Source organism: Deltaproteobacteria bacterium, assembly GCA_026129095.1.
Classification (GTDB): Bacteria; JAGRBM01; JAGRBM01; order JAGRBM01; family JAHCIT01; genus JAHCIT01.
The window spans coordinates 200,368-219,939 of sequence record JAHCIT010000007.1; the positions used below are offsets into that span (position 1 = coordinate 200,368).

The 19,572-nt window shown below is 57.2% G+C and carries 13 protein-coding genes; 3 read left to right on the forward strand and 10 right to left on the reverse strand.

What is annotated here, in order from left to right; translation table 11 throughout:
• Nucleotides 1-70: 70 nt before the first annotated feature.
• Genes KIT79_11735 through KIT79_11745 form a run of 3 tightly spaced genes read left to right on the forward strand, consistent with a single transcriptional unit; the run spans nucleotide 71 to nucleotide 5,200 of the window.
• Nucleotides 71-685 carry a recombinase A gene (locus tag KIT79_11735; protein MCW5829972.1) on the forward strand — a complete coding sequence of 205 codons (615 nt, stop codon included), beginning with the start codon at nucleotides 71-73 and terminating at the stop codon, nucleotides 683-685.
• A complete protein-coding gene (locus KIT79_11740; protein ID MCW5829973.1) occupies nucleotides 666-2,168 on the forward strand; it encodes a DNA polymerase Y family protein in 1,503 nt (500 codons plus the stop codon). Before KIT79_11735 ends, KIT79_11740 begins: the two co-directional genes overlap by 20 nt.
• Nucleotides 2,169-2,170: 2 nt before the next feature.
• A complete protein-coding gene (locus KIT79_11745) occupies nucleotides 2,171-5,200 on the forward strand; it encodes an error-prone DNA polymerase (protein MCW5829974.1) in 3,030 nt (1,009 codons plus the stop codon).
• Between the two features lie 17 nt (nucleotides 5,201-5,217).
• Here KIT79_11745 and KIT79_11750 read toward each other — a convergent pair whose 3' ends face one another.
• The 10 genes from KIT79_11750 to KIT79_11795 all read right to left on the reverse strand — a co-directional run.
• Nucleotides 5,218-7,077, reverse strand: coding sequence for a hypothetical protein (locus KIT79_11750; protein ID MCW5829975.1), 1,860 nt, complete (start codon nucleotides 7,075-7,077; stop codon nucleotides 5,218-5,220).
• Between the two features lie 244 nt (nucleotides 7,078-7,321).
• Nucleotides 7,322-10,375, reverse strand: coding sequence for a type I restriction endonuclease subunit R (locus KIT79_11755; protein ID MCW5829976.1), 3,054 nt, complete (start codon nucleotides 10,373-10,375; stop codon nucleotides 7,322-7,324).
• Entirely contained in the window at nucleotides 10,375-11,298 is a 924-nt protein-coding gene (locus tag KIT79_11760) for a hypothetical protein (protein ID MCW5829977.1), read from the reverse strand. Before KIT79_11760 ends, KIT79_11755 begins: the two co-directional genes overlap by 1 nt.
• Before the next feature lie 34 nt (nucleotides 11,299-11,332).
• Nucleotides 11,333-12,256, reverse strand: coding sequence for a restriction endonuclease (locus KIT79_11765; protein MCW5829978.1), 924 nt, complete (start codon nucleotides 12,254-12,256; stop codon nucleotides 11,333-11,335).
• 147 nt (nucleotides 12,257-12,403) lie between these two features.
• The gene (locus KIT79_11770) at nucleotides 12,404-13,450 is read right to left on the reverse strand and encodes a toll/interleukin-1 receptor domain-containing protein (protein ID MCW5829979.1); all 1,047 of its coding nucleotides are present in this window, start codon (nucleotides 13,448-13,450) and stop codon (nucleotides 12,404-12,406) included.
• Nucleotides 13,451-13,544: 94 nt separating this feature from the next.
• On the reverse strand, nucleotides 13,545-14,615 hold the full coding sequence (locus KIT79_11775; protein MCW5829980.1) for a hypothetical protein: 1,071 nt from the start codon (nucleotides 14,613-14,615) through the stop codon (nucleotides 13,545-13,547).
• On the reverse strand, nucleotides 14,615-15,901 hold the full coding sequence (locus KIT79_11780) for a restriction endonuclease subunit S (protein MCW5829981.1): 1,287 nt from the start codon (nucleotides 15,899-15,901) through the stop codon (nucleotides 14,615-14,617). Before KIT79_11780 ends, KIT79_11775 begins: the two co-directional genes overlap by 1 nt.
• Entirely contained in the window at nucleotides 15,898-17,550 is a 1,653-nt protein-coding gene (locus KIT79_11785) for an SAM-dependent DNA methyltransferase (GenBank protein MCW5829982.1), read from the reverse strand. The genes KIT79_11780 and KIT79_11785 overlap by 4 nt, the downstream gene beginning before the upstream one ends.
• A 230-nt stretch (nucleotides 17,551-17,780) precedes the next feature.
• Nucleotides 17,781-18,551 carry a hypothetical protein gene (locus tag KIT79_11790; GenBank protein MCW5829983.1) on the reverse strand — a complete coding sequence of 257 codons (771 nt, stop codon included), beginning with the start codon at nucleotides 18,549-18,551 and terminating at the stop codon, nucleotides 17,781-17,783.
• A gap of 279 nt (nucleotides 18,552-18,830) precedes the next feature.
• A partial coding sequence (locus KIT79_11795; GenBank protein MCW5829984.1) for a hypothetical protein occupies nucleotides 18,831-19,572 on the reverse strand: 742 nt, incomplete at its 5' end.

Below are 19,572 nucleotides of genomic sequence, written 5' to 3' on the forward strand. Positions count from 1 at the left end.
TGGGGCGGGTGCGGGATTGACCTGTCCGATGCTTTCGGTTTATTTACGGTATCGGTAAGTGAGGTGGTATATGGGTCTTTCCGCCCAGGAACTGCTGGCCGTTCTGCCGCCCGGTGTGGTTACACGCGGCGGCCTGATTAAAACAACCGGAGGGGTCTGGGACCGGGCCGAAACGGCCGGGCGGCTTGTGGAACTCTCCGGGGTCGCGGCCCTCACGATGGCCTTCCGGCTGATTCGGGATTCCCAGAAGGCGGGCGATCCGGCCGCCTGGGTTGGAACCGCCAGTTCGATCTTCTTCGCCCCTGACGCGGTAGCTGGCGGCATTGACCTGAACTCGCTCGCCGTCGTCCGGCTTCGGAATTCACGCGATATTCCGCGGGCGGCGGAACGGCTGCTCCAGTCCGGGGCGTTCGGCGTGGTCGTGATTGATCTGCCCAAAGAGGCCGATGTCCCCATGCCGCTCCAGTCCCGGCTCGTTGGGCTTGCCCAGACGCACGACACGGCAGTGGTGTTCGTGACGGCGCGGCCAAGGCCGCTTGGATCGCTCGTGAGCCTTCGGGCGGAGACGCGGCGGATTGCCGCCGGGCGCCGGCGATACCGGTGCGAGCTTGAGGCGGTGAAGGACAAGCGGCGCGGGCCGGGATGGGTTCGGGAGACAGACTGCCGTGGACCAGCCGGACTCTGAAACCCGCTGGGCGTGCGTGAACCTGCCGGAGCTTCCGCTCCAGATCCTCGTACGCGCCCATCCTGACTGGCACAAACTGCCGGTGGCGGTGGTTGAGTCGGACAAGCCGCAGGCGTTCATTCTTGCCGTGAATGAAAGCGCACGGCGCAACCGGATCATTCCGGGGATGCGGTATGCGGCGGGGTTGTCGCAGTCGAGGGAGCTTCGCGCCGGGCCGGTCGGCAGGCCGGAGATCGAGACGGCTGTGAAACTGGTCGGCGGCGAGCTGCGCCGGTTCAGTCCGGAAGTGGAGCCCTCAGATGACGAACCGGGAATCCTCTGGCTGAACGCCACCGGTCTTGAGCCGGTCACGCCGTCGCTTCCCAAATGGGCATGGTCCATTCTGGATACGCTGAGGGCCAAGGGGTTTCGGTCGAACGTCGCCGTCGGTTTCAGCCGGTTCGGGAGTTATGCAGCCGCCAAGACGCGCCCCGGTGTCACGGTGTTTCCGTCACTCAAAGACGAAACGGCAGTCGCGGGTTCGGCGCAGCTCGACCGGCTTGGTCTCGCCCCAAAGCTTCTCTCGCACCTGGCAAAGCTGGGTGTTGTGACCGTCAGGGACTTTCTAGGGCTCCCGCCGACGGGCTTACTCGAACGATTTGGTCCCGAAGCACAGCGGTTTCACCGCATGGCGACCGGCGAAGCCTGGAAGCCGCTCGCGCCGGAATCGCCCGTGGAAGCTCCCCGGTCGTTGCTCCTTCTCGATCACCCGGAGACCGACTCAACCCGGCTTCTGTTCTTTATCCGCCGCCAGCTTCATCCGCTGCTCTCGGAACTTGCGGCCCGGTATCAGGCCCTTAGTGAACTGAGGGTCCGGTTCGCCCTTGAGCGAAAGCTGACTTGGCGTGAAGCAGTCCGTCCGGCATTCCCGACGCTGGACAGCGTAGCGATCCTCGATCTCGTGCGCCTGACACTGGAACGGACGCCGCTCCAGGCGCCGGTCCGGGAACTGGAACTGACCGCCATTGGTACACCAGCCGAGCAGGAACAGCTCCGGCTGTTCAATGAGAACCCACGCCGCGACCTCCGGGCGGCGGCGCGGGCCTTTGCGAGGCTCCGGGCCGAATACGGAGAAAATGCCGTCTCTCGCGTGGTGCTCCGCGACGGCCATTTGCCGGACGGCCGATACTCGCTGGAACCGCTCCAGGCCTTACCCCTGCCGAAGGATTTGCCCGAAGCTGATCCGGCCCTGATTCGCCGGATTTACGACAAGCCGGTCGCGCTCCCGGTCCTGCCCGGACGGGAACTTTCCCGGAATCTTCTCAGGGCCTTTATCGATGGTGCGATTGCCAGAACAGCCGGCCCGTTTCTGTTCGAGGGCGGCTGGTGGCACCGGGATACGGACCGTGAATACCACCTGGTCGAGACCGTCAACGGCGAGATCGTCTGGGTTTTCTACGACCGCAAGCAGTCCCGCTGGTTCCTGCACGGCGAGGTCCGCTGACCATGTATGTGCCGCTCTGGTGCAAGACGAACTATTCGTTCCTGGAAGGGGCGAGCCACCCAGAGGAACTGATAGAGACGGCTCACCGGCTGGGCCTGCCCGCCATCGCGGTTACCGACCGGGACGGTTTGTACGGGATCGTCCGGGCGCATGTCCGGGCGAAAGAGTTGGGTATCAAGCTGATCGCTGGTTCCGAAGTCACTGTGCCCGGTATTTCGCCGGTCGTCCTGCTGGCGAAAGACCGGCCGGGATACGCAAACCTCTGCCGCCTGATCTCAAAGGGGCGGCTCCGCAAGCCCAAGGGCGAATCGGAAGTGACCTTGGCGGAACTCTGCGAACACGCGGAGGGTCTGTTCTGCCTGTGCCGGAGACCGGTTGAAGCCGCCGATAATCTAAAGGCCGCCTTCGGGCTTCGCCTTTATGCACTCCTCGCTCGTCACCGTGTGGCTGAAGAAAACGACGACGAGGTTTCGCTGAGAGAATGGGCCGTCCGCCATGGCGTCCAGACGGTTGCTGCCGCTGAAGTTCTCTATCACCAGCGTTCACGGAAACATCTTCAAGATGTACTCTCCTGCATCCGGCACGGTGTTACGCTTGCGACCGCCGGAACCCGCATCCGCCCGAACGCGCAGAACGGTCTCATTCCGCCGGAAAGTTTCAGCCGCCTGTTCGCAGACGACCCTGGCGCAGTTCGCCGGACCGTTGAGATTGCTGACCTGTGTTCTTTCTCGCTTTCCGAGATCCGCTACCGCTATCCGGACGAAAGGCTCCCCTCCGGGCTCACGACTTCCGGGTGGCTGCGGGTGCTGGCGGCGCAGGGAGCCGCCAAGCGGTACCCGGATGGTGTGCCCGCCGACGTGACGGCCCAACTCCACAAGGAAATCTCGCTCGTCGAGGAGCTGGACTACGCCGGTTACTTCCTGACCATGTGGGAGATCGTCGAATACTGCCGGGCGAACGAAATCCTCTGCCAGGGGCGGGGATCGGCCGCGAACTCCGCTCTCTGTTACTGCCTTGGCATTACGGCGATTGATCCGGTTCGCATGGGGCTGCTGTTCGAACGGTTTCTCTCGAAAGAACGGGCGGAACCGCCTGACATCGATCTCGACATCTCCCATGCCCGTCGTGAAGAAGTAATCCAGCATGTCTATGAAAAGTACGGCCGCGACCGGGCCGCGATGGTCGCCAACATCATCCGCTACCGGGGCCGCTCGGCCGTCCGGGACATAGGCAAGGCGCTTGGTTTCCCAGAAACCGCCCTCGACCGGGTAGCGAAACTCATGGACTACTACAGCCCGCCGTCGCCGGAACTGCTCCACCAGGCTGGTTTCGATCCCGATGCACCGGCCTGCGGGCACCTCATTCGCCTGTGCGAGGAGATTATCGATTTCCCCCGGCACCTCTCCATCCATCCCGGCGGTTTCCTGCTCGGCCATGAGCCGGTCCACGACCTCGTGCCGATCGAAAACGCGACCATGCCGGGCCGGACCGTCATCCAATGGGACAAGGAGGACGTGGAGAGCCTTGGGTTGTTCAAGGTGGATCTGCTGGGTCTTGGCGCACTGACGATGCTCGACATCTGCTTCCGGCTGCTGAAGGAGCACCGGGGGATTGAGCTTTCGATGGCCACGATCCCGGCGGAAGACCCCGCTACGTATGACCTCATGTGCCGGGCCGATACCGTCGGTGTTTTTCAGATCGAGAGCCGGGCGCAGATGGCGATGCTACCCAGGCTGAAGCCCCGGACCTTCTACGACCTCGTGATCGAGGTGAGCATCGTCCGGCCCGGACCCATCACTGGCGGCATGGTGCATCCCTACCTTCGCCGCAAGCACGGCAAGGAACCTGTCACGTACCCCCATGAACTGCTTCGCCCGGTTCTGGAGAAAACGCTCGGCGTGCCGCTCTTTCAGGAACAGGTGATGCGGCTGGCCGTTGTCGCCGCCGACTACACCCCCGGCGAAGCGGACCAGCTCCGGCGGGACATGGCCGCGTGGCGAAAGACCGGCCGGATCGAGAAACACCACGAACGGCTCGTCCAGCGGATGACTGCCAAAGGGATCGCCCCGGAGTTTGCCGAACGGGTCTTCGAGCAGATCAGGGGTTTTGGCGAATACGGCTTCCCCGAGAGCCACGCCGCCAGTTTCGCGCTGATCAGCTACGCAACGGCGTATCTCAGGACTCATTACCCCGTGGAGTTCACCTGTGCGCTCCTTAATGCCCAGCCGATGGGCTTCTACAGTCCCTCCACGATCATCGACGATGCCAAACGGCATGGCGTGAGAGTGCTCCCTGCCGATGTCACCCTGAGTGATTGGGACTGTGCCCTCGAAAGCGGTTCTATCCGGATGGGGCTTCGCTTTGTGAATGGTCTGGGTGCGGCCGATTGGGAGAAAATGCTTGCCGGTAAACCGTTCGCGTCGTTGGCCGATTTTGTCCGCCGTACGAAGCTGGATGAAAATGCCTTGAACACCCTGGCTGAAGCCGGTGCGCTGGATGCCTTCGGGGGTGACCGGCGAGCGATGCTCTGGGAGGTGCGCGGACTCCTGAGCAGCCGGCAGTTTTCGCTACCGCTGGATACCGTCGCCGCGAATCCCGGTTTTCGGCCGCTCAACGCTTTCGAGACAATCGCCTGGGACTACCGGACAAAAGGCCACAGCACGGAGGCGCACCCCCTGTCGGAACTCCGGCCCGAACTCATCCGGCAGAGGCTCCCCGACGCCAAGACTCTGTCAGGAATGAAGCACGGCGACCGGGTCCGCTACGCCGGTATCGTCATCTGCCGCCAGCATCCGGGGACCGCCAACGGGGTGACCTTCTACACGCTTGAAGACGAGACCGGCTTCGTGAACCTCATCGTCTGGAGGAAGGTGTTCGAACACTATTCCGTTATCGCCAAGTCGGCTTCGCTGATGGGAGTCACCGGGAAGCTCCAGTCCGAAGACGGCGTGGTCCACCTGGTCGCCGAACGGCTTTGGGAGCCGAAGCTCAAGATCAGGCCGGAGCGGGTGGGGAGCCGGGATTTTCGATGAAACGGCTATCTAAATCTCTAGAATTCTTTCCCAAGTTTACGGCCTTCGATCTTTACGGCCTCCATACGTTTCGCAAGGTCAACTTGAAGCGGTTCGAGTCTACGTGTCATGTCCTCAACAAGACGTGTCACCAGTTGGGATAAAGCGTCCAAAGCCTTGAATCTGGCTTCGCTAATACGAGCCCGTCCCTCGTCGATGAGTTGCCGAAGTTCTGACTCGCGTCTGATCCGTTCGGTGTGGTGCTCTTTCACTGACAATAAATATTGATCGCGCCACACCCCGAAAGACGCAAAGAGAGAAACTATGTCAGAACGAAACACCTGCCGTTTTGCGCGCAATAGATCGGTTAACGACATAAGTTTTTTCAATCGTTCGCGGCAAAGCGATATCGCTTTCCAGAATACTAGGATCCGTCGATCTGGCCAAAAGATTCTCCGCAGAATCGAGGTCCGCGTCAATTGCGCCGCGATCTCCTTTTGATGCTGAATAATTTCGTTTCGTCCGGCCGCAAGTAAACCGATTATCACTGAGTCATCAGGACATTCGCAGGTGTGCAGCCATCTCTGCAGATCCAATACGACTTGCCCAATTGCACTATTGTGTTGGTTTACTAATTTTGTAAGGTCCGACTGATATCTCGCTTTTTCTGCATCAAACGTAGACTGCATTTCGTTGTTTAAACGCTTCGCCGTCTCGCCAAAACCAGCTCGTGCCTTCTCGTACTCTTCTAGTGACGCCCGTAACGGTCGTTCTTTCAGATTTTCAGACAAAAGTCGGCCACCGATTGCGCCAAAGATTCCACCAAGAACTCCGCCAATTGCCGTCCCCACACCAGGAGCGATAAATGTTCCTATAGCAGCCCCAATTTTCCCACCTGCGGTGCCCCCAATCGCAACTCCACCAATATCAAATCCCGCATTCCCAACTGCCGTAACTAAGTCTGTGTGGCCTTTATCTAATAGATTAAATTCCCGCCACCCGGAAAATACGGCCGTTATCCACGGAAAGTGTAAGTCGACTATGTCTGGTGAGCCCAATGCGGCGTGAGTTGCATTTGCCGCATGCTCCGTAACAGCCGCACCGGTTAGGCTATGATCAACGATAACAAGATGATCTTTACCCGAGCTTAAATAGTGAAGCAGATCATTAGCTGAAGCATGTGCATCTAGATGGAACGCACTGGCCGGCACATGCACCGCGTCTGATGGAATGACAACAGGAATATCCGGAAAACGGGCAAAATGTCCGGCGAGCTGGTGGGCATCGGCCACAAGTTTTACGTTTACCTCATGACCGTGGAGTATCAGGTCCCAACCTGTCTGGTTAGAGGATTCGGGCCATCCAACATTTAGCCCCGCATGAACCAAATGATTAGCGACCACGACCTCGGCGAGATGGCCCTTCAGTTTATTCAGTCCTGCGTCACTTAATCCTGTCCATAATGAATGTTCATACCCCTGAATCTGTTGGCTCAAATCACCGAAAGTTCTCAGCTGAGTTCCCGACAATCTTTGCATAGCTTCGTAATATGCACCATCAACTGTCGAAAGTTCGTGAAGCACATCTGCCGTCCGGATGACAGCTGCTTCGATACCGGCGGTGATAAGTCCGGCCCTTAATTGATCGCCAGCATCGCGGGTATTCGAGGACATTTGGCCGATTTGCACTTCGAGTTCTGGGACTTCTTCGCAACAATCCTGAGTTGATACCCGCATCCGGAGATCGAGCGCTACTGGATCGTATGGGTCTGGCAACAATTCATCGGCTAGTTTTTTAATCTCTGCCCCATGGCGTTTCGCTAGCCATTTATGACGACTGAATGATGCCGCAACGGCCATGAAACCTAATACAATCGCGATTTGTACGGCGATACTCATCTAAGGATTACACCCGTATTCTTGATAAGCGATCGAATAAGTATTCGACTGATAAGCAATACATTGCCCATTATTACGATGGCGATGATTGAAATTCTAATCGAGCCGACCAACGCGTGTTCATTTGAGTCATCTCACATCCTGGGCGCAGCGGAAACCATTGCCATTGCTTCGGGACAAAGGAAGATAATGGCCTCGGTGAGTTCCTCTGAAGCTTCTCGGATCGTCAATCATCCACGCGCCCTCACGCCGCCCACTTCTCGGCGAACAATTCCGCCTGGCTGAGGACCGTCTGGATCGCCTTTTCCTGTTTGTCGGGTGGATAGCCGTAGCGTTTCAGGATCACCTTCACGAGGCTGCGTAGTTTCGCGCGGACGCTTTCCTTGACGGTCCAGTCGATAGTGGCGTTTTTGCGGACCTTTTCGACCAGCTCGCGGGCAATATTCCGTAACGTGTCGTCGCCCAGCACCTTTACGGCGCTGTCGTTCACTTCCAGAGCGTCGTAGAAGGCCAGTTCGTCATCGGAGAGACCAAGTTTGTCACCCCGGTCCTGCGCCTTCCGCATCTCCTTGGCGAGTTCAATCAACTCCTCGATCACCTTGGCGGTCTCGATGGCCCGGTTCTGGTAGCTTTTGACCGACTTCTCCAGCATCTCGGAGAAACTCTTGGACTGGACGAGATTGCGTTTCGACCGCTGCCTGATCTCGTCGTTCAGGAGCTTCTTGAGCGTCTCTAGTGCCAGATTCCGGTGCGGCATCCCCCGGATTTCCGCCAGGAACTCGTCGGAGAGAATCGAGATATCCGGTTTCTTGAGGCCGGCTGCCGCGAAAATATCGATCACGCCGGTCGGCGCCACGGCACTGGATACCAATTGACGGATGGCGTGTTCGATATCCTCCGGGTCGCGGGTGGAGGCGGTCCCGGTCTTCGCCAGTGCGCCCTGAACCATCTGGAGGAACGCCACCTCGTCCCGGATAGCGAGCGCGTCCTCATGGGGGGCGGCCAGCGCGAACGCCTTCGAAAGGTCCGCCACCGCTTTCAGGAACCGGGAGCGGCCGTCCTCAAGACCGATCACGAAATCGAGCACCATCGGGAGCAGCGCAAGCTGTTCCCTCGGTTTCCCGATCACCTGCCGGTATTCAAACCCATGAAGCAGGTGCTGGCAGATCTCGAACTTCTCCTTGAGGACGGCGACCGCCTCCGCCTGATCGACTGCCGTGCTGCCCTGTCCGCCGCTCTCCGTATAGGTGGCGAGCGCATATTTCAGCTGGTCGGCGAGCCCGAGGTAGTCCACCACGAGACCGCCCGGCTTGTCCTTGAACACCCGGTTCACCCGCGCGATCGCCTGCATCAGACCGTGACCGCGCATCGGCTTGTCCACGTACATCGTGTGCAGGCAGGGTGCGTCGAAACCGGTGAGCCACATATCCCGCACGATCACGATCTGGAACGGGTCGGCCGGGTTCTTGAACCGCTTGGCCAGATCCTCGCGCCGGGGCTTGTTGCGGATATGGACCTGCCAGTCGGGATTGTCGTCGGCGGAGCCGGTCATCACGACCTTGATCCGCCCCTTGTCGTCCGAGTCGTCGTGCCAGCCGGGGCGAAGCGCCGTGATCGCCTTGTAGAGGTCCACGCAGATCCGGCGGCTCATGCAGACGACCATCGCCTTGCCGGACATGGCCGAAGTGCGGTTCTCGAAATGCTTCACCAGGTCTTCCGCGATCAGTTTGATCCGCTTCTCGGAACCGACCAGTGCTTCGAGCGCCGCCCACTTGCTCTTGAGCTTTTCCTTGCGGGAGGTCTCTTCGTCCTCGGTAATTTCGTCGAACTCGGCGTCCACCCGAGGCTTCTCGCTGTCTTTAAGTTCGAGCTTGGCGAGTCGGCTCTCGTAGTAGATCGGCACCGTCGCGCCGTCCAAAACTGCCCGCTGGATGTCGTAAACGCTGATGTAGTCGCCGAACACGCTGCGCGTGTTCTTGTCCGACAGCTCGATCGGCGTCCCGGTGAAGCCGATGAACGAGGCGTTCGGGAGCGCGTCCCGCATATGCCGGGCGAACCCGTCGATGAAGTCATACTGCGTCCGGTGCGCTTCGTCGGCGATCACCACGATATTGCGCCGGTCGGAGAGCATCGGGAACTTCTCGCCCTTCGCTTCGGGCATGAACTTCTGGATCGTCGTGAAGATCACCCCGCCGGACGCCCGCGTGAGCAGTTCCCTCAGGTCGCCACGGTCCTTCGCCTGCTGCGGTTTCTGGCGCAACAGCTCGCTGCACCGGCTGAAGACGCCGAAAAGCTGGTCGTCCAGGTCGTTGCGGTCGGTAATCACCACAAGCGTTGGGTTCTCCATCGCCGGATGCTGGATGACCCGTCCGGCATAGAACGTCATCGTGAGGCTCTTGCCCGACCCCTGGGTGTGCCAGACGACCCCGGCGCGGCGGTCCTTCTTCGTCGCCGTAACCGTGGCCTCCACCGCCGTCCGGACCGCATGGAACTGGTGGTAGCCGGCGATCTTCTTGATCGTGGCTGCGTCCTCCTGCTCGAAGACGATGAAATAGTGCAGATAGTCGAGAAATCTCTCCTTCTCGAACAGCCCGCGAACAAGGACCTCCAGTTCGAGGAGCCCCTGCGGCATGTCGGTCTCGCCCCGGATCGTCCGCCAGGGGTTGAACCGCTCCTTGTCGGCCGTGAGCGATCCGACCCGCGCGTTCACGCCGTCCGACACCACCAGAAGCTCGTTCGGGCCGAAGAGCGACGTGATCTGCTGCTTGTAGGTCTGGAGCTGGTTGAAGGCGGTCCAGATATTGGCCTCTTCGTCGCCGGGATTCTTCAGCTCCAGCACGGCGAGCGGCAGGCCGTTCACGAACACGACGATATCTGGCCGCCGGTTCATCCGGTTCTCGATCACCGTGAACTGGTTCACGGCGAGCCAGTCGTTCCGGTCCGGCCGGTCGAAATCGATCAGCGCGACCTTGTCGTGCCTGGTGCCGCCCCCGGACAGCAGGTATTCGACATCCACGCCTTCCACGAGCAGCTGGTGGAACGCCCGGTTTGTGCCGACGAGCGACGGTGCGCCGATCCGCTGGATCTTCCGGAATGCCTCGTCCAGCGCGTCAGCGGGGATCTTGGGGTTCAGCCGCGCCAGCGCGTCCCGCACCCGGCCTTCAAGCAGGACTTCGGAAAACTCTTTACGCTCCGGTCTCGGCCCTTCCGGTTCGATGTTCGGACCGTATTCGACCGAATACCCCAGCCCTCGGAACCACTCCAGGCATGCTTCTTCGAGGTGGGATTCGGTAACCATTACTTAGATTTGGGTGTGCTGGCTGCGTCCGCGCGAGTTTTTGCTGGAGTCTTCTTCACTCGAACCTTCCTCCCGCCGCCACCAGTTACGACTATTGCTCTCCAGTCGTTAATCCCGCTTCGGTCTAATTCACTTTGAAATATATCTCGAGTGGTAAATGCTTCCGTCTGATATATAAGCGAAATGAATCTCTTCCATTGACCAGGCTTATACCCATTTGCGTCCTCCAGAATTCCTGAAAACGCGACCTTCAGCTCCTCTTCTTTATCTACGAATTTGAGCTCGACGGCAACGTGTGAATCGAGCAATCCGAAATCCGGTTCAAATCCCTTGATTGGCCTCGATATCTTGGGACGATCAACATAATCGACGTATTCCGTCGATAACCATGCTCTCGCGAGTTTATGTAATTCAGGCTCACTTTTAGGCTCAGCACCAAGTTTTTTTGTATAATGTCCTAAACTTTCAAGCCTTCTTGATAGTCCTCTAAAGGCTTCCTCCTCAACTGCATCCTCTTGTGTTTTGCCCTTCAATGCCGAAGCTCCACCAACTAACGCTACTACAGCATAATAGTAAGTTACTAAAAGGTTGAGTTGATGACTGTGCAAACAGTCATAGTCGGGTACCGGCTCTATATCCTCAGGATTTCTGCCACCATTACTTTCTTCCCATTTCGCTTTATTATCAGTTAATAGTGTATTAAATCCATATGCTTCCATCATCGCACATAATGATAAAAATACCTGTTGTAGATCACCGTAATATCTTTCGTAATCGAGGTCTTTCTCACTATCACCTAAATCATCGTCCCCATAATGAAAGAAATACGGGTCTAGCCGATTTAGCGATTTCTGAGCTTCATCTATAGTTTCTTTGACGCCAGCCAATGCGATTATTAACGCTTTACGGATATCTCCGTTCATACAGCACCCTAATTTTTCATATATTACAATGTCACTAGGTCACGATCCTTGAATATGGATTTTTATCTATAATTGCGGATCTGATTTTTTCTCTCAGCACATTTTTGAAATCAGAACCCTTATTTAAGGCCAATACAATTTCTTCAAGAGTACAAAGCACGATCACTTTTTGTTGAAGGGCATCCCGGCAAGTGCTGATTGCTGGTTCAGTAAAATCACTCGCAGATATAATTAACGCTCTTCCTTCCGCACGATGATACACCCTTACCAAATGTTCGGATATTTGCGGCACGCCTAGTGGTGTATTCCACCACTTCATCTCGACAAAATAAACGTGTCCATCAAGATCAATTACGCCATCAATCTGCTCAACGACGCCTTCGCCCGATCCACCGACTACAGTGAAGGCGTCCCTTATGCCTATATCGAACGCTTTGAATAACGCATTTAGAGCTGGCTCAAGAGCTTTGCCCCGTTCTTGCGGATTACTTATCGCGAAGATTCGGAAGAGGTCGTTTTTTGAGGTCTCAATTGCTAGCGCTCGTCGGCGGATAGCTTCCTTCTTCACCTGTTCTTGATCGAGACGCAGTTTTCTCTCGCGTTCTCGTTCAATATCTATCCTCGTGAAGCTATCTTTGACGTTAACTAATTCACGTACCTCCGTGACCAGCCCACGAGCCTTGAGCCGATCTTCGTCCCAGCAGACCGAGAAGTTTTCGAACTCCACTACGCGCTTAAGAACCTCCCTACGCTCTCTTAGGCAAACTTCCCCCTTTTGGTTGAGGGCGGTCAGAATCTGACGGACAATATCGAATTTATTTATGCTTTTGGGCTCGCGCTCCCACTGTTGGAACGGACCAACAACGAGTGCGTCCGAAACACCAGCACCCTTGAAGAAGAGGAAAACGTCCTTTTTGGCTTTGTTTAAAAGCGGGATCGTGCTGATAAGCAGATTCATCAGCTCTGGTGGATAGTGGAACGTTATGTCGACGCTCACACCCGCTCCCTATTTAGTCTCGCTATCTCATTCGGCCTATCCCGGAACCACTCCAGGCACAGCTCTTCGAGATCGGATTCGGCGACCACTATTCAAATGCCTCTTAGCTCATTTACCTTGCTTCAATCGCTGGAGAAGATTTGGCAGCCGATTCCTAACACTATAGGCAGTTTCAACGTTAGGGTTGTTTTTCGGAGCCGACTCCAAGCGAGATATCTGCTCCGAAGACAGCGTCTCTAATAACTCCAGAAAATCCATCGACGAATTTGCTTGGGTATAGGATGGAGACTTTTCAAAGCAATTGATCATGGAATCAATTAGCGCCTCACCAATCGCCTTTTGTTTAAGCATTACCGAAACAATTTTTCTCGATATATCAGCTGGCTTTTGGCCTTTCCCAGCCAATGCCTGATATTTGCTAACAAACCCAACAGGGTCTGCACCAGTTCTCACTGGTATGATCAGCACTCCACGGCCCAGAGCGAATCCAATTTCCTGATTCGTCCAGAAGCTACTTCCAAAACTTTCCGTGACCAGGAGAATCATCACATGCATTGTTTTCAATGCACGCTCAATTTCATCCTGCCAAGGCTTGGTGACTTCTATATCCTCATGCGCGACGAAACTCGAAATTCCGCATGGCAATAACGCATCTTTAAACTGAGTGGCCTTCTCTTTGTGCTTCGCTTCGTGGCTGATAAATGCCCGTAGGTGCCCTGAAATCCATATTTTATTTATGTCTTCGTCGGACACCGGAAGAGCGGAGGTTTCTTCAACAAGAACTCCCGAACGCTCTTTCCAGTTTTTAAATTCCGGCCCCGCCCGAAGCTCTAATTGCACTTTTGCAACATGCTCATGCGGCGTGTTGTCAATTTTATTGAAGCCCTTTTCTAGCTCTTCTTCAATCGAAGCTTTTGAATCGAGAGTTTCGAAATATATTTCTGAGGGAATAGCCATGCGCACAAGATGCCCGGATTGTCCCCCATCCCAGCCATCATAGTCGTATTCCTCTTCAACCGAGTGAGTGGAGTTTACCAGAATCTTTTGGAGCAGCATACGTCCCTTACGCCCATAATAGTCCGATAAGATCGCCTTGAGCGTTTCCAGCTTTCCTGGGAGCTGGAATTTCGGTCGTTCCTGCTCCTGTCCCCTCACACCCGCTCCTCTGCCAGATTCACTACATATCCCAACAGCTCACGGCACCACTCCACGCAAGTTTCTTCGTGGTGGGATTTGGTGACACTTCTCGTCATTGAGTGACCCTTAGCGGATGAAGCGCTGCCCAAATGCTCTCGGCACTCTCATTTTTAAGTGCGTCTTTAATTTTTTCTACGGCCTTAATCGAATACCGTTTAAATCCAGCGTTGCCAATTCTGATTTCCTTGTAGCAATCAGGCTGCTGGCGGATTCCTAAATGATCCACAACCGCAACAGCCTTCGGCACAGTCAACGACACCTTTTCGGCCAGCTGTTTTGCACCAAGACTGTAAAAATCGAGTTCATTGATGCGCTTCACGCCCACGACAGCCGCGTCGGGTGTCCCCTCTGGAACAAGCTGAATCGGAATGCCTTCCTTCTTAGACAACCGCAGGGATATCGCTGGACCTGTCGCATCCGAGCGAATTTCGACCGCCGCAACACCTGGGAATAATTCTGCCCAACTTTTTCCCCTGAGCAATTCCTCTCCGATATGCCGCAATTCAGAGGAACTTGGCTGTCCCTTTTGTCCACGGATTGTCGCGTCAAGGATAACGAGGGGACGGAGGCGGGCTTCCGCTTCGATCTGGCGCCGCCGCTTGGGTCCGAGAAGTTTCTGGATTTCCTTCGCCTCTGTGTCGAACATCGAAGCTAGAGTAGTTGGTGGAGTCGTCGATATCGGAAGAACTCTGTTTGGCAGGTAATCCGTTAAGTTTTGATCAAATACATTTTTTAATAGATCTCTAAATAGCGTCACCCCAGATTGTTCATGAAGGTATAGTTGGCCTTCTGAGATCTCCAAAAGGTGATGCTGCGCGGCGTCACGAAGACCATTGATAGTTTGCAGTGTTAGGGCTTGCTCATCTGTCAGAAACTTAATCCGTCCATCACTCAATCCTCGCCGCACACAAGCGTCAAAACCGATCGTTTCCTTGGCCCGTTTCTCGCGAATTCGCCCCCCTCGGTAGACGATCGCGGCCTTCAGCAGCATTTCGAACGCATGGTCAATCTGAATCAGCGTCGAACTTACCCGTCCGCGATCGTGTGGTCGATTAAAGAGTTCGATGCTCAGCAAAAGAGAGTCGCAAGCCTTTTCAAGGAGTAGCTTGGCTTCTCGTTTCATCACACCTTCTCCCCCGCCAGCTTCTCCGCGTCCTTCACCCGCAACTCCCCGCTCATCAGCTTCGGCAGCAGCGTGTCGCGAAGTTGCATAAGCGTCTTGGTTTCCTGGAGATTTGCCACCATTCTCCGATAGGCGGAACCAACAGAACTCATAAAAGAGTCCAAAACTGCTTTTACAGGAACTATCGCGGGAATCGGGCGGAAATTCCCTTTGCTAATCTCTTGAAATGTAGTTCCGTTGGCACGACCGATAATCACATCCAGGTTTGATCGCGCCCAATTCAACACGTAGAGGTTCGGCAGTAAGCCGTCACATACCATCGCGATATATCCCTGATTGATTGCGACCGGAACTTCCGAGACGGCGAGGTATCCAATCGGAGCGCGCGACGAGAGCAGCACCGTTCCAGCGGGCAATAGGCCCGAACTGATTCCACGCAGCCCCGCCTCTGTGATCATCCGCTCCGTGTCCAGCAGAACCGGGCTATTCAGATTCGACAGGTCTTTTGGAGTCGTCCAGTGGTACGTCCCACCGACCCAATATTCAGGTTTTTCCGTGCTCGGCGTGCTCCCGCCAGCTATCCGCACGCAATCATTGATGGGTTGAACCCTCCACCCCTTCGGGATCTTCCCTAGCGGCGAATCCTCAAACGAGTCGGGGAACAGGGCGGCCGTGGCGTCGTCCATACCGAACGGGCGGCGGCCTTCGGCCTTCGCCCGGACCGGGTCGAAATCCACGAACCAGCTCTGGAAGATCGCCCTGGCGGTCTGCTCCAGCGTCTCGTTCATCTTCCGGTTCAGCTCGATCTTGTCGTCGAGGGCGCCGAGGATCGAGGCGATGGCAGACCTCATCCTTCTCGAAGGCCAAGGAACCTGAAATTCGGCAATATCAGACCTCGAAAGATTGGGAAATACTGAACCAGCGCAGAGTGACAACAGCCGATCTAGATCATTCACAATTGCGAAATACAAAAAACGCGTATCGGTGGTATCGGATTTTGCCCTGAAAGCACCAAGTCCTCGCCCAATGCAGTACTCTTTATCAGCCCAGTTCATCCGACCGGTGGTCGAACCGCGAACACAAAACAAGATATCGCCCACCCTGCAAAGTCTGGTTGGAGCGGTGGTCCAAAGTTGCGGATCAGGATGAATCGAACCAAATTCTGTCGGGCCATTTAGAAGCGGCACCCCACTACCCGAATTATTATATGTATCGCCGGGCGGGGATTGACCCATTTCGATATTTGCGACATCACCAATTTCCTGGATCGAGATCTCTTGGTTCATACAAGACCTCGTAAAATCTCCCGAATCTGCCTCTCCAGCCGGGCACTTTCGGCAAACTGTTCTTCAAGCTTCGCCGACAGCCGCTTGATCTTCTCCTCGAACGGTTCGCCGTCGTCCTCGATATCCTCAGCCCCCACATACCGGCCCGGCGTCAGCACATGGCCGTGGGATTTGATCTCCCCCAGCTTCGCGCTCTTGCAGAAACCGGGGATGTCTTCGTATTTACCGGCGTCCTTCTCGCCCCGCCAGGCGTGATAGGTAGTCGCGATCCGGGCGACGTCGTCGTCGGTCAACTCCCGGTGAGTGCGGTCCACCATCTGGCCCAGCTTGCGGGCGTCGATGAACAGCGTCTCGCCCCGGCGGTCGCGGAACTTCCCGTTCGACTTGCTGCGTGTGAGGAACCAGAGGCAGGCGGGGATCGGGGTCGAGTAGAAGAGCTGTCCCGGCAGCGCGATCATGCAGTCCACCAGATCGGCCTCGACGATACTTTTACGGATCTCGCCTTCGCCCGACTGGCCGGACGACATGCTACCGTTCGCCAGCACGAATCCGGCGATCCCGTTCGGCGCGAGGTGGTGCAGGAAGTGCTGCACCCAGGCGAAGTTGGCGTTGCCCGCGGGCGGCGTGCCGTATTTCCACCGGACGTCGTCCTTGAGGCGTTCGCCTCCCCAGTCGCTCACGTTGAACGGCGGATTGGCCAGGATGAAGTCGGCTTTCAGGTCCTTGTGCTGGTCGCGGTGGAAGCTGTCGGCGTTCTCCGCGCCGATGTTCCCCTCGATCCCCCGGATCGCGAGGTTCATCTTGCAGAGCTTCCAGGTGGTGGGGTTCGACTCCTGCCCGTAAATCGACAAGTCGCCCACCTTGCCGCCGTGGGCCTCCACGAACTTCTCCGACTGCACGAACATGCCGCCCGAGCCGCAGCACGGGTCGAACACACGCCCCTTGTAGGGCTCGATCATCTCCGTCAGCACGCGGACCACCGACCGGGGCGTGTAGAACTGGCCGCCCAGCTTGCCTTCGGCGCTCGCGAACTTGCCGAGGAAATATTCATAGACGCGGCCGAGGATGTCCTTGGACCGGCTCTCCCGGTCGCCGAGGCCGATGGTGCCGATCAGGTCGATCAGTTCGCCCAGTCGTGTCTTGTCCAGCGCCGGCCGGGCGTAGTCCTTGTTCAGCACGCCTTTCAGGACCGGGTTTTCCTTCTCGATCGCCTCCATGGCGTCGTCGATGATCCGCCCGATGGCGGTGTCTTTCGCCTTCGCCTGGATGTGTTCCCACCGCGCCTTGCCGGGCACCCAGAAGATGTTTTCGGAGGTGTACTGGTCGCGGTCCTCGGCGAGGTCGCGCCGGTCCTTGTCCTTGGGCAGATACAGGTCGCTCTTGGGGTCGGCAGTCTCCCGCAGGATTCCCGAGCGGCGCTCCTCGAAGGCGTCGGAAATGTATTTCAGGAAGATCAGCCCCAGGACGACGTGCTTGTATTCCGCCGCGTCCATGTTGTTGCGGAGCTTGTCGGCCGCCTGCCAGAGCTTTTCCTCGAACCCGAGGTTCGCCCCGCCGTTACTCTTGTCTTTGCCGCCGCTTTTCTTCGTCACCGCACCTTCATGCTTGGGCGGCGATTTCTCGTAAGCGGCCTTCTTCCCCTTGGGCATTTGCGCTCCCTGAACCCCTCTATGGGCGGATTAAGATTACCCGGCCGGGCTATTTCGCCCATCCGAAGAATCCCCGTCCAATCCGAACCCCGCCAATCTAGCCGCTCCCCGTGACCGGGTGAAGCGGGGGCGGGCCGGGTATCGGCATAAAGCCTAACCCATGGATGTGACAGGTAGTGTCACAGTTTTCGCAGGGCCATCTGACGCGGGTTTTGGGGCGAAGGCAGGGTTCAATGTTCCGCGGAACCGGGAAATCCGTCCTCTGCAATGGGTAGCAGAATCGTCTTCGCCATCGCATCAATAATTCCGCGAACTGCCGCGACGTCATCGGGGAGACTCATCCGTTCGCAGATCTCACTTTCGGTCTGGCCTAGAACGTGATGCCGGACGAGTATCTCACAGTCCCGGTCCAGGCCTGCGTGATCCGGCGACAGCTTCCAGAGCCCGCGCTCCCCAAGGACGCTGTAGATAGCTCCGGCGTAGTCGCGGCCGTACCGATAGGCCTCCGGCCTGATACGGCTGGTACAATCAGGGACCTGCTTTTCTTCGAAATCCAGGGTGGGAGGGAAGGCGAATGGATAGCTTCCGCAAACGAGTGTCTCGGCGATCTCGTTTTCACGCTCGAACCGGAGAGTCATTGTTCCGCTCTCCGCCCACCGGTGGAGCTGCCAAGCCACTTCGGACGAGAACCATCCGCCCAGGCGGTAGCTCTCCTCCAGATCGACTACCCGGCTAGCGAGTTCGTCAGCCACCGATGCCGCCTCCGAACGTATACGAATGTCCATAAACGTCCGCCACAGCGGGAAAACCTCGTCCCGGAGCGGGACCATGAATTCAGGCAAAAGCTGCTGGATCTTGTTCAGGTAGCGGAGCTGCGCCCGCACGACAGGCGAATAGCCTGTGATGAGGTACCGGGGACGGCCCCAAGCGGCAACGTCGGGTGTCAAAGCGGATTTGCCTCTCTTTTTCACCGTCACCTGACCCATCACCTTACCGTCCATGGTTACTCACTCCAAGCTGGGAGGGATTTCTGTGCTCCGCTCACGACACTGACCAGCGGATGCCCAGAGCGGAATCTGTATCGGTCCAGCAAAATCTCGCAGAGGACCAGGCTTCTTTCGGAGTGGACCGGACCATTTCCAGAGTGGACCGAACCAGAATCCAGAGGCACCAGACTTTTTTCGGAGTGGACCGAACCAAAGTCCAATCGAACCAGACCGATTGGCAGCCACTCCAGACGAATTTTGGCTGCGAAATGTACATTCATCACAGTTTCCCGCTCACGGACAGGTCGCCGCGAGCTTTACGCCCAGCTCTTCGGCCTTGGCAGGGAGCTGATCTTCCGGTCCCTGTACCTTCGCGGACGCGATCACCCGCCCGGTGCCGCCCTCGACGATCATCGCCGATACTATATAACTGGGCCCGAACTTCACGATCTCGCCCTGTACGGCAAGATCGGCTCCCTTTTGAGGGTCGGTGGCGAGGATCAGGCAGTTCGACCTGGCGATTTCGCTGGCAACCACCGACTGAACGGCTTCCGAGTAGGTCGGATCGGCTCCGGCCTTCGCGGTAAAAGGAGCGACGGTAATTCGCTTGGGACCGGCAACGGGAATGGCCGCTGGCGCTACGACGGGTACCACCGAGGCGGTTTCAACTGGCTTCGGAACGACTGGTGGTTCTTTTGCCCTGGCGAGGTCGGCAATTCGGGGAGAAGATCGGACCAGATTAACGATCTTGTCGGCGGCTTTGTCCGCCGCCGAATCCGCTCCCACCGAACCCAGGCTGATCCCGCCGCCGTAGTAGTCGCTGATCGAATCATCGACGGTTACAACCGTTTCGCCTTTTGTGGAAAGCGTGAACTTCACCCGGTCGGGACCTTTCCAGACCGAGGTTTCGATTTCTACAGTCCCGGCCAGGTCCGCCTGGCCGTCGCCAATTATCCGGTATCCGGCGTTTGTGAGCTTCCCGGCCAGCCGGTCCCTGAAACTCTCCGGCTTCCACGCGCCGGGGCTGCCAAGCGCT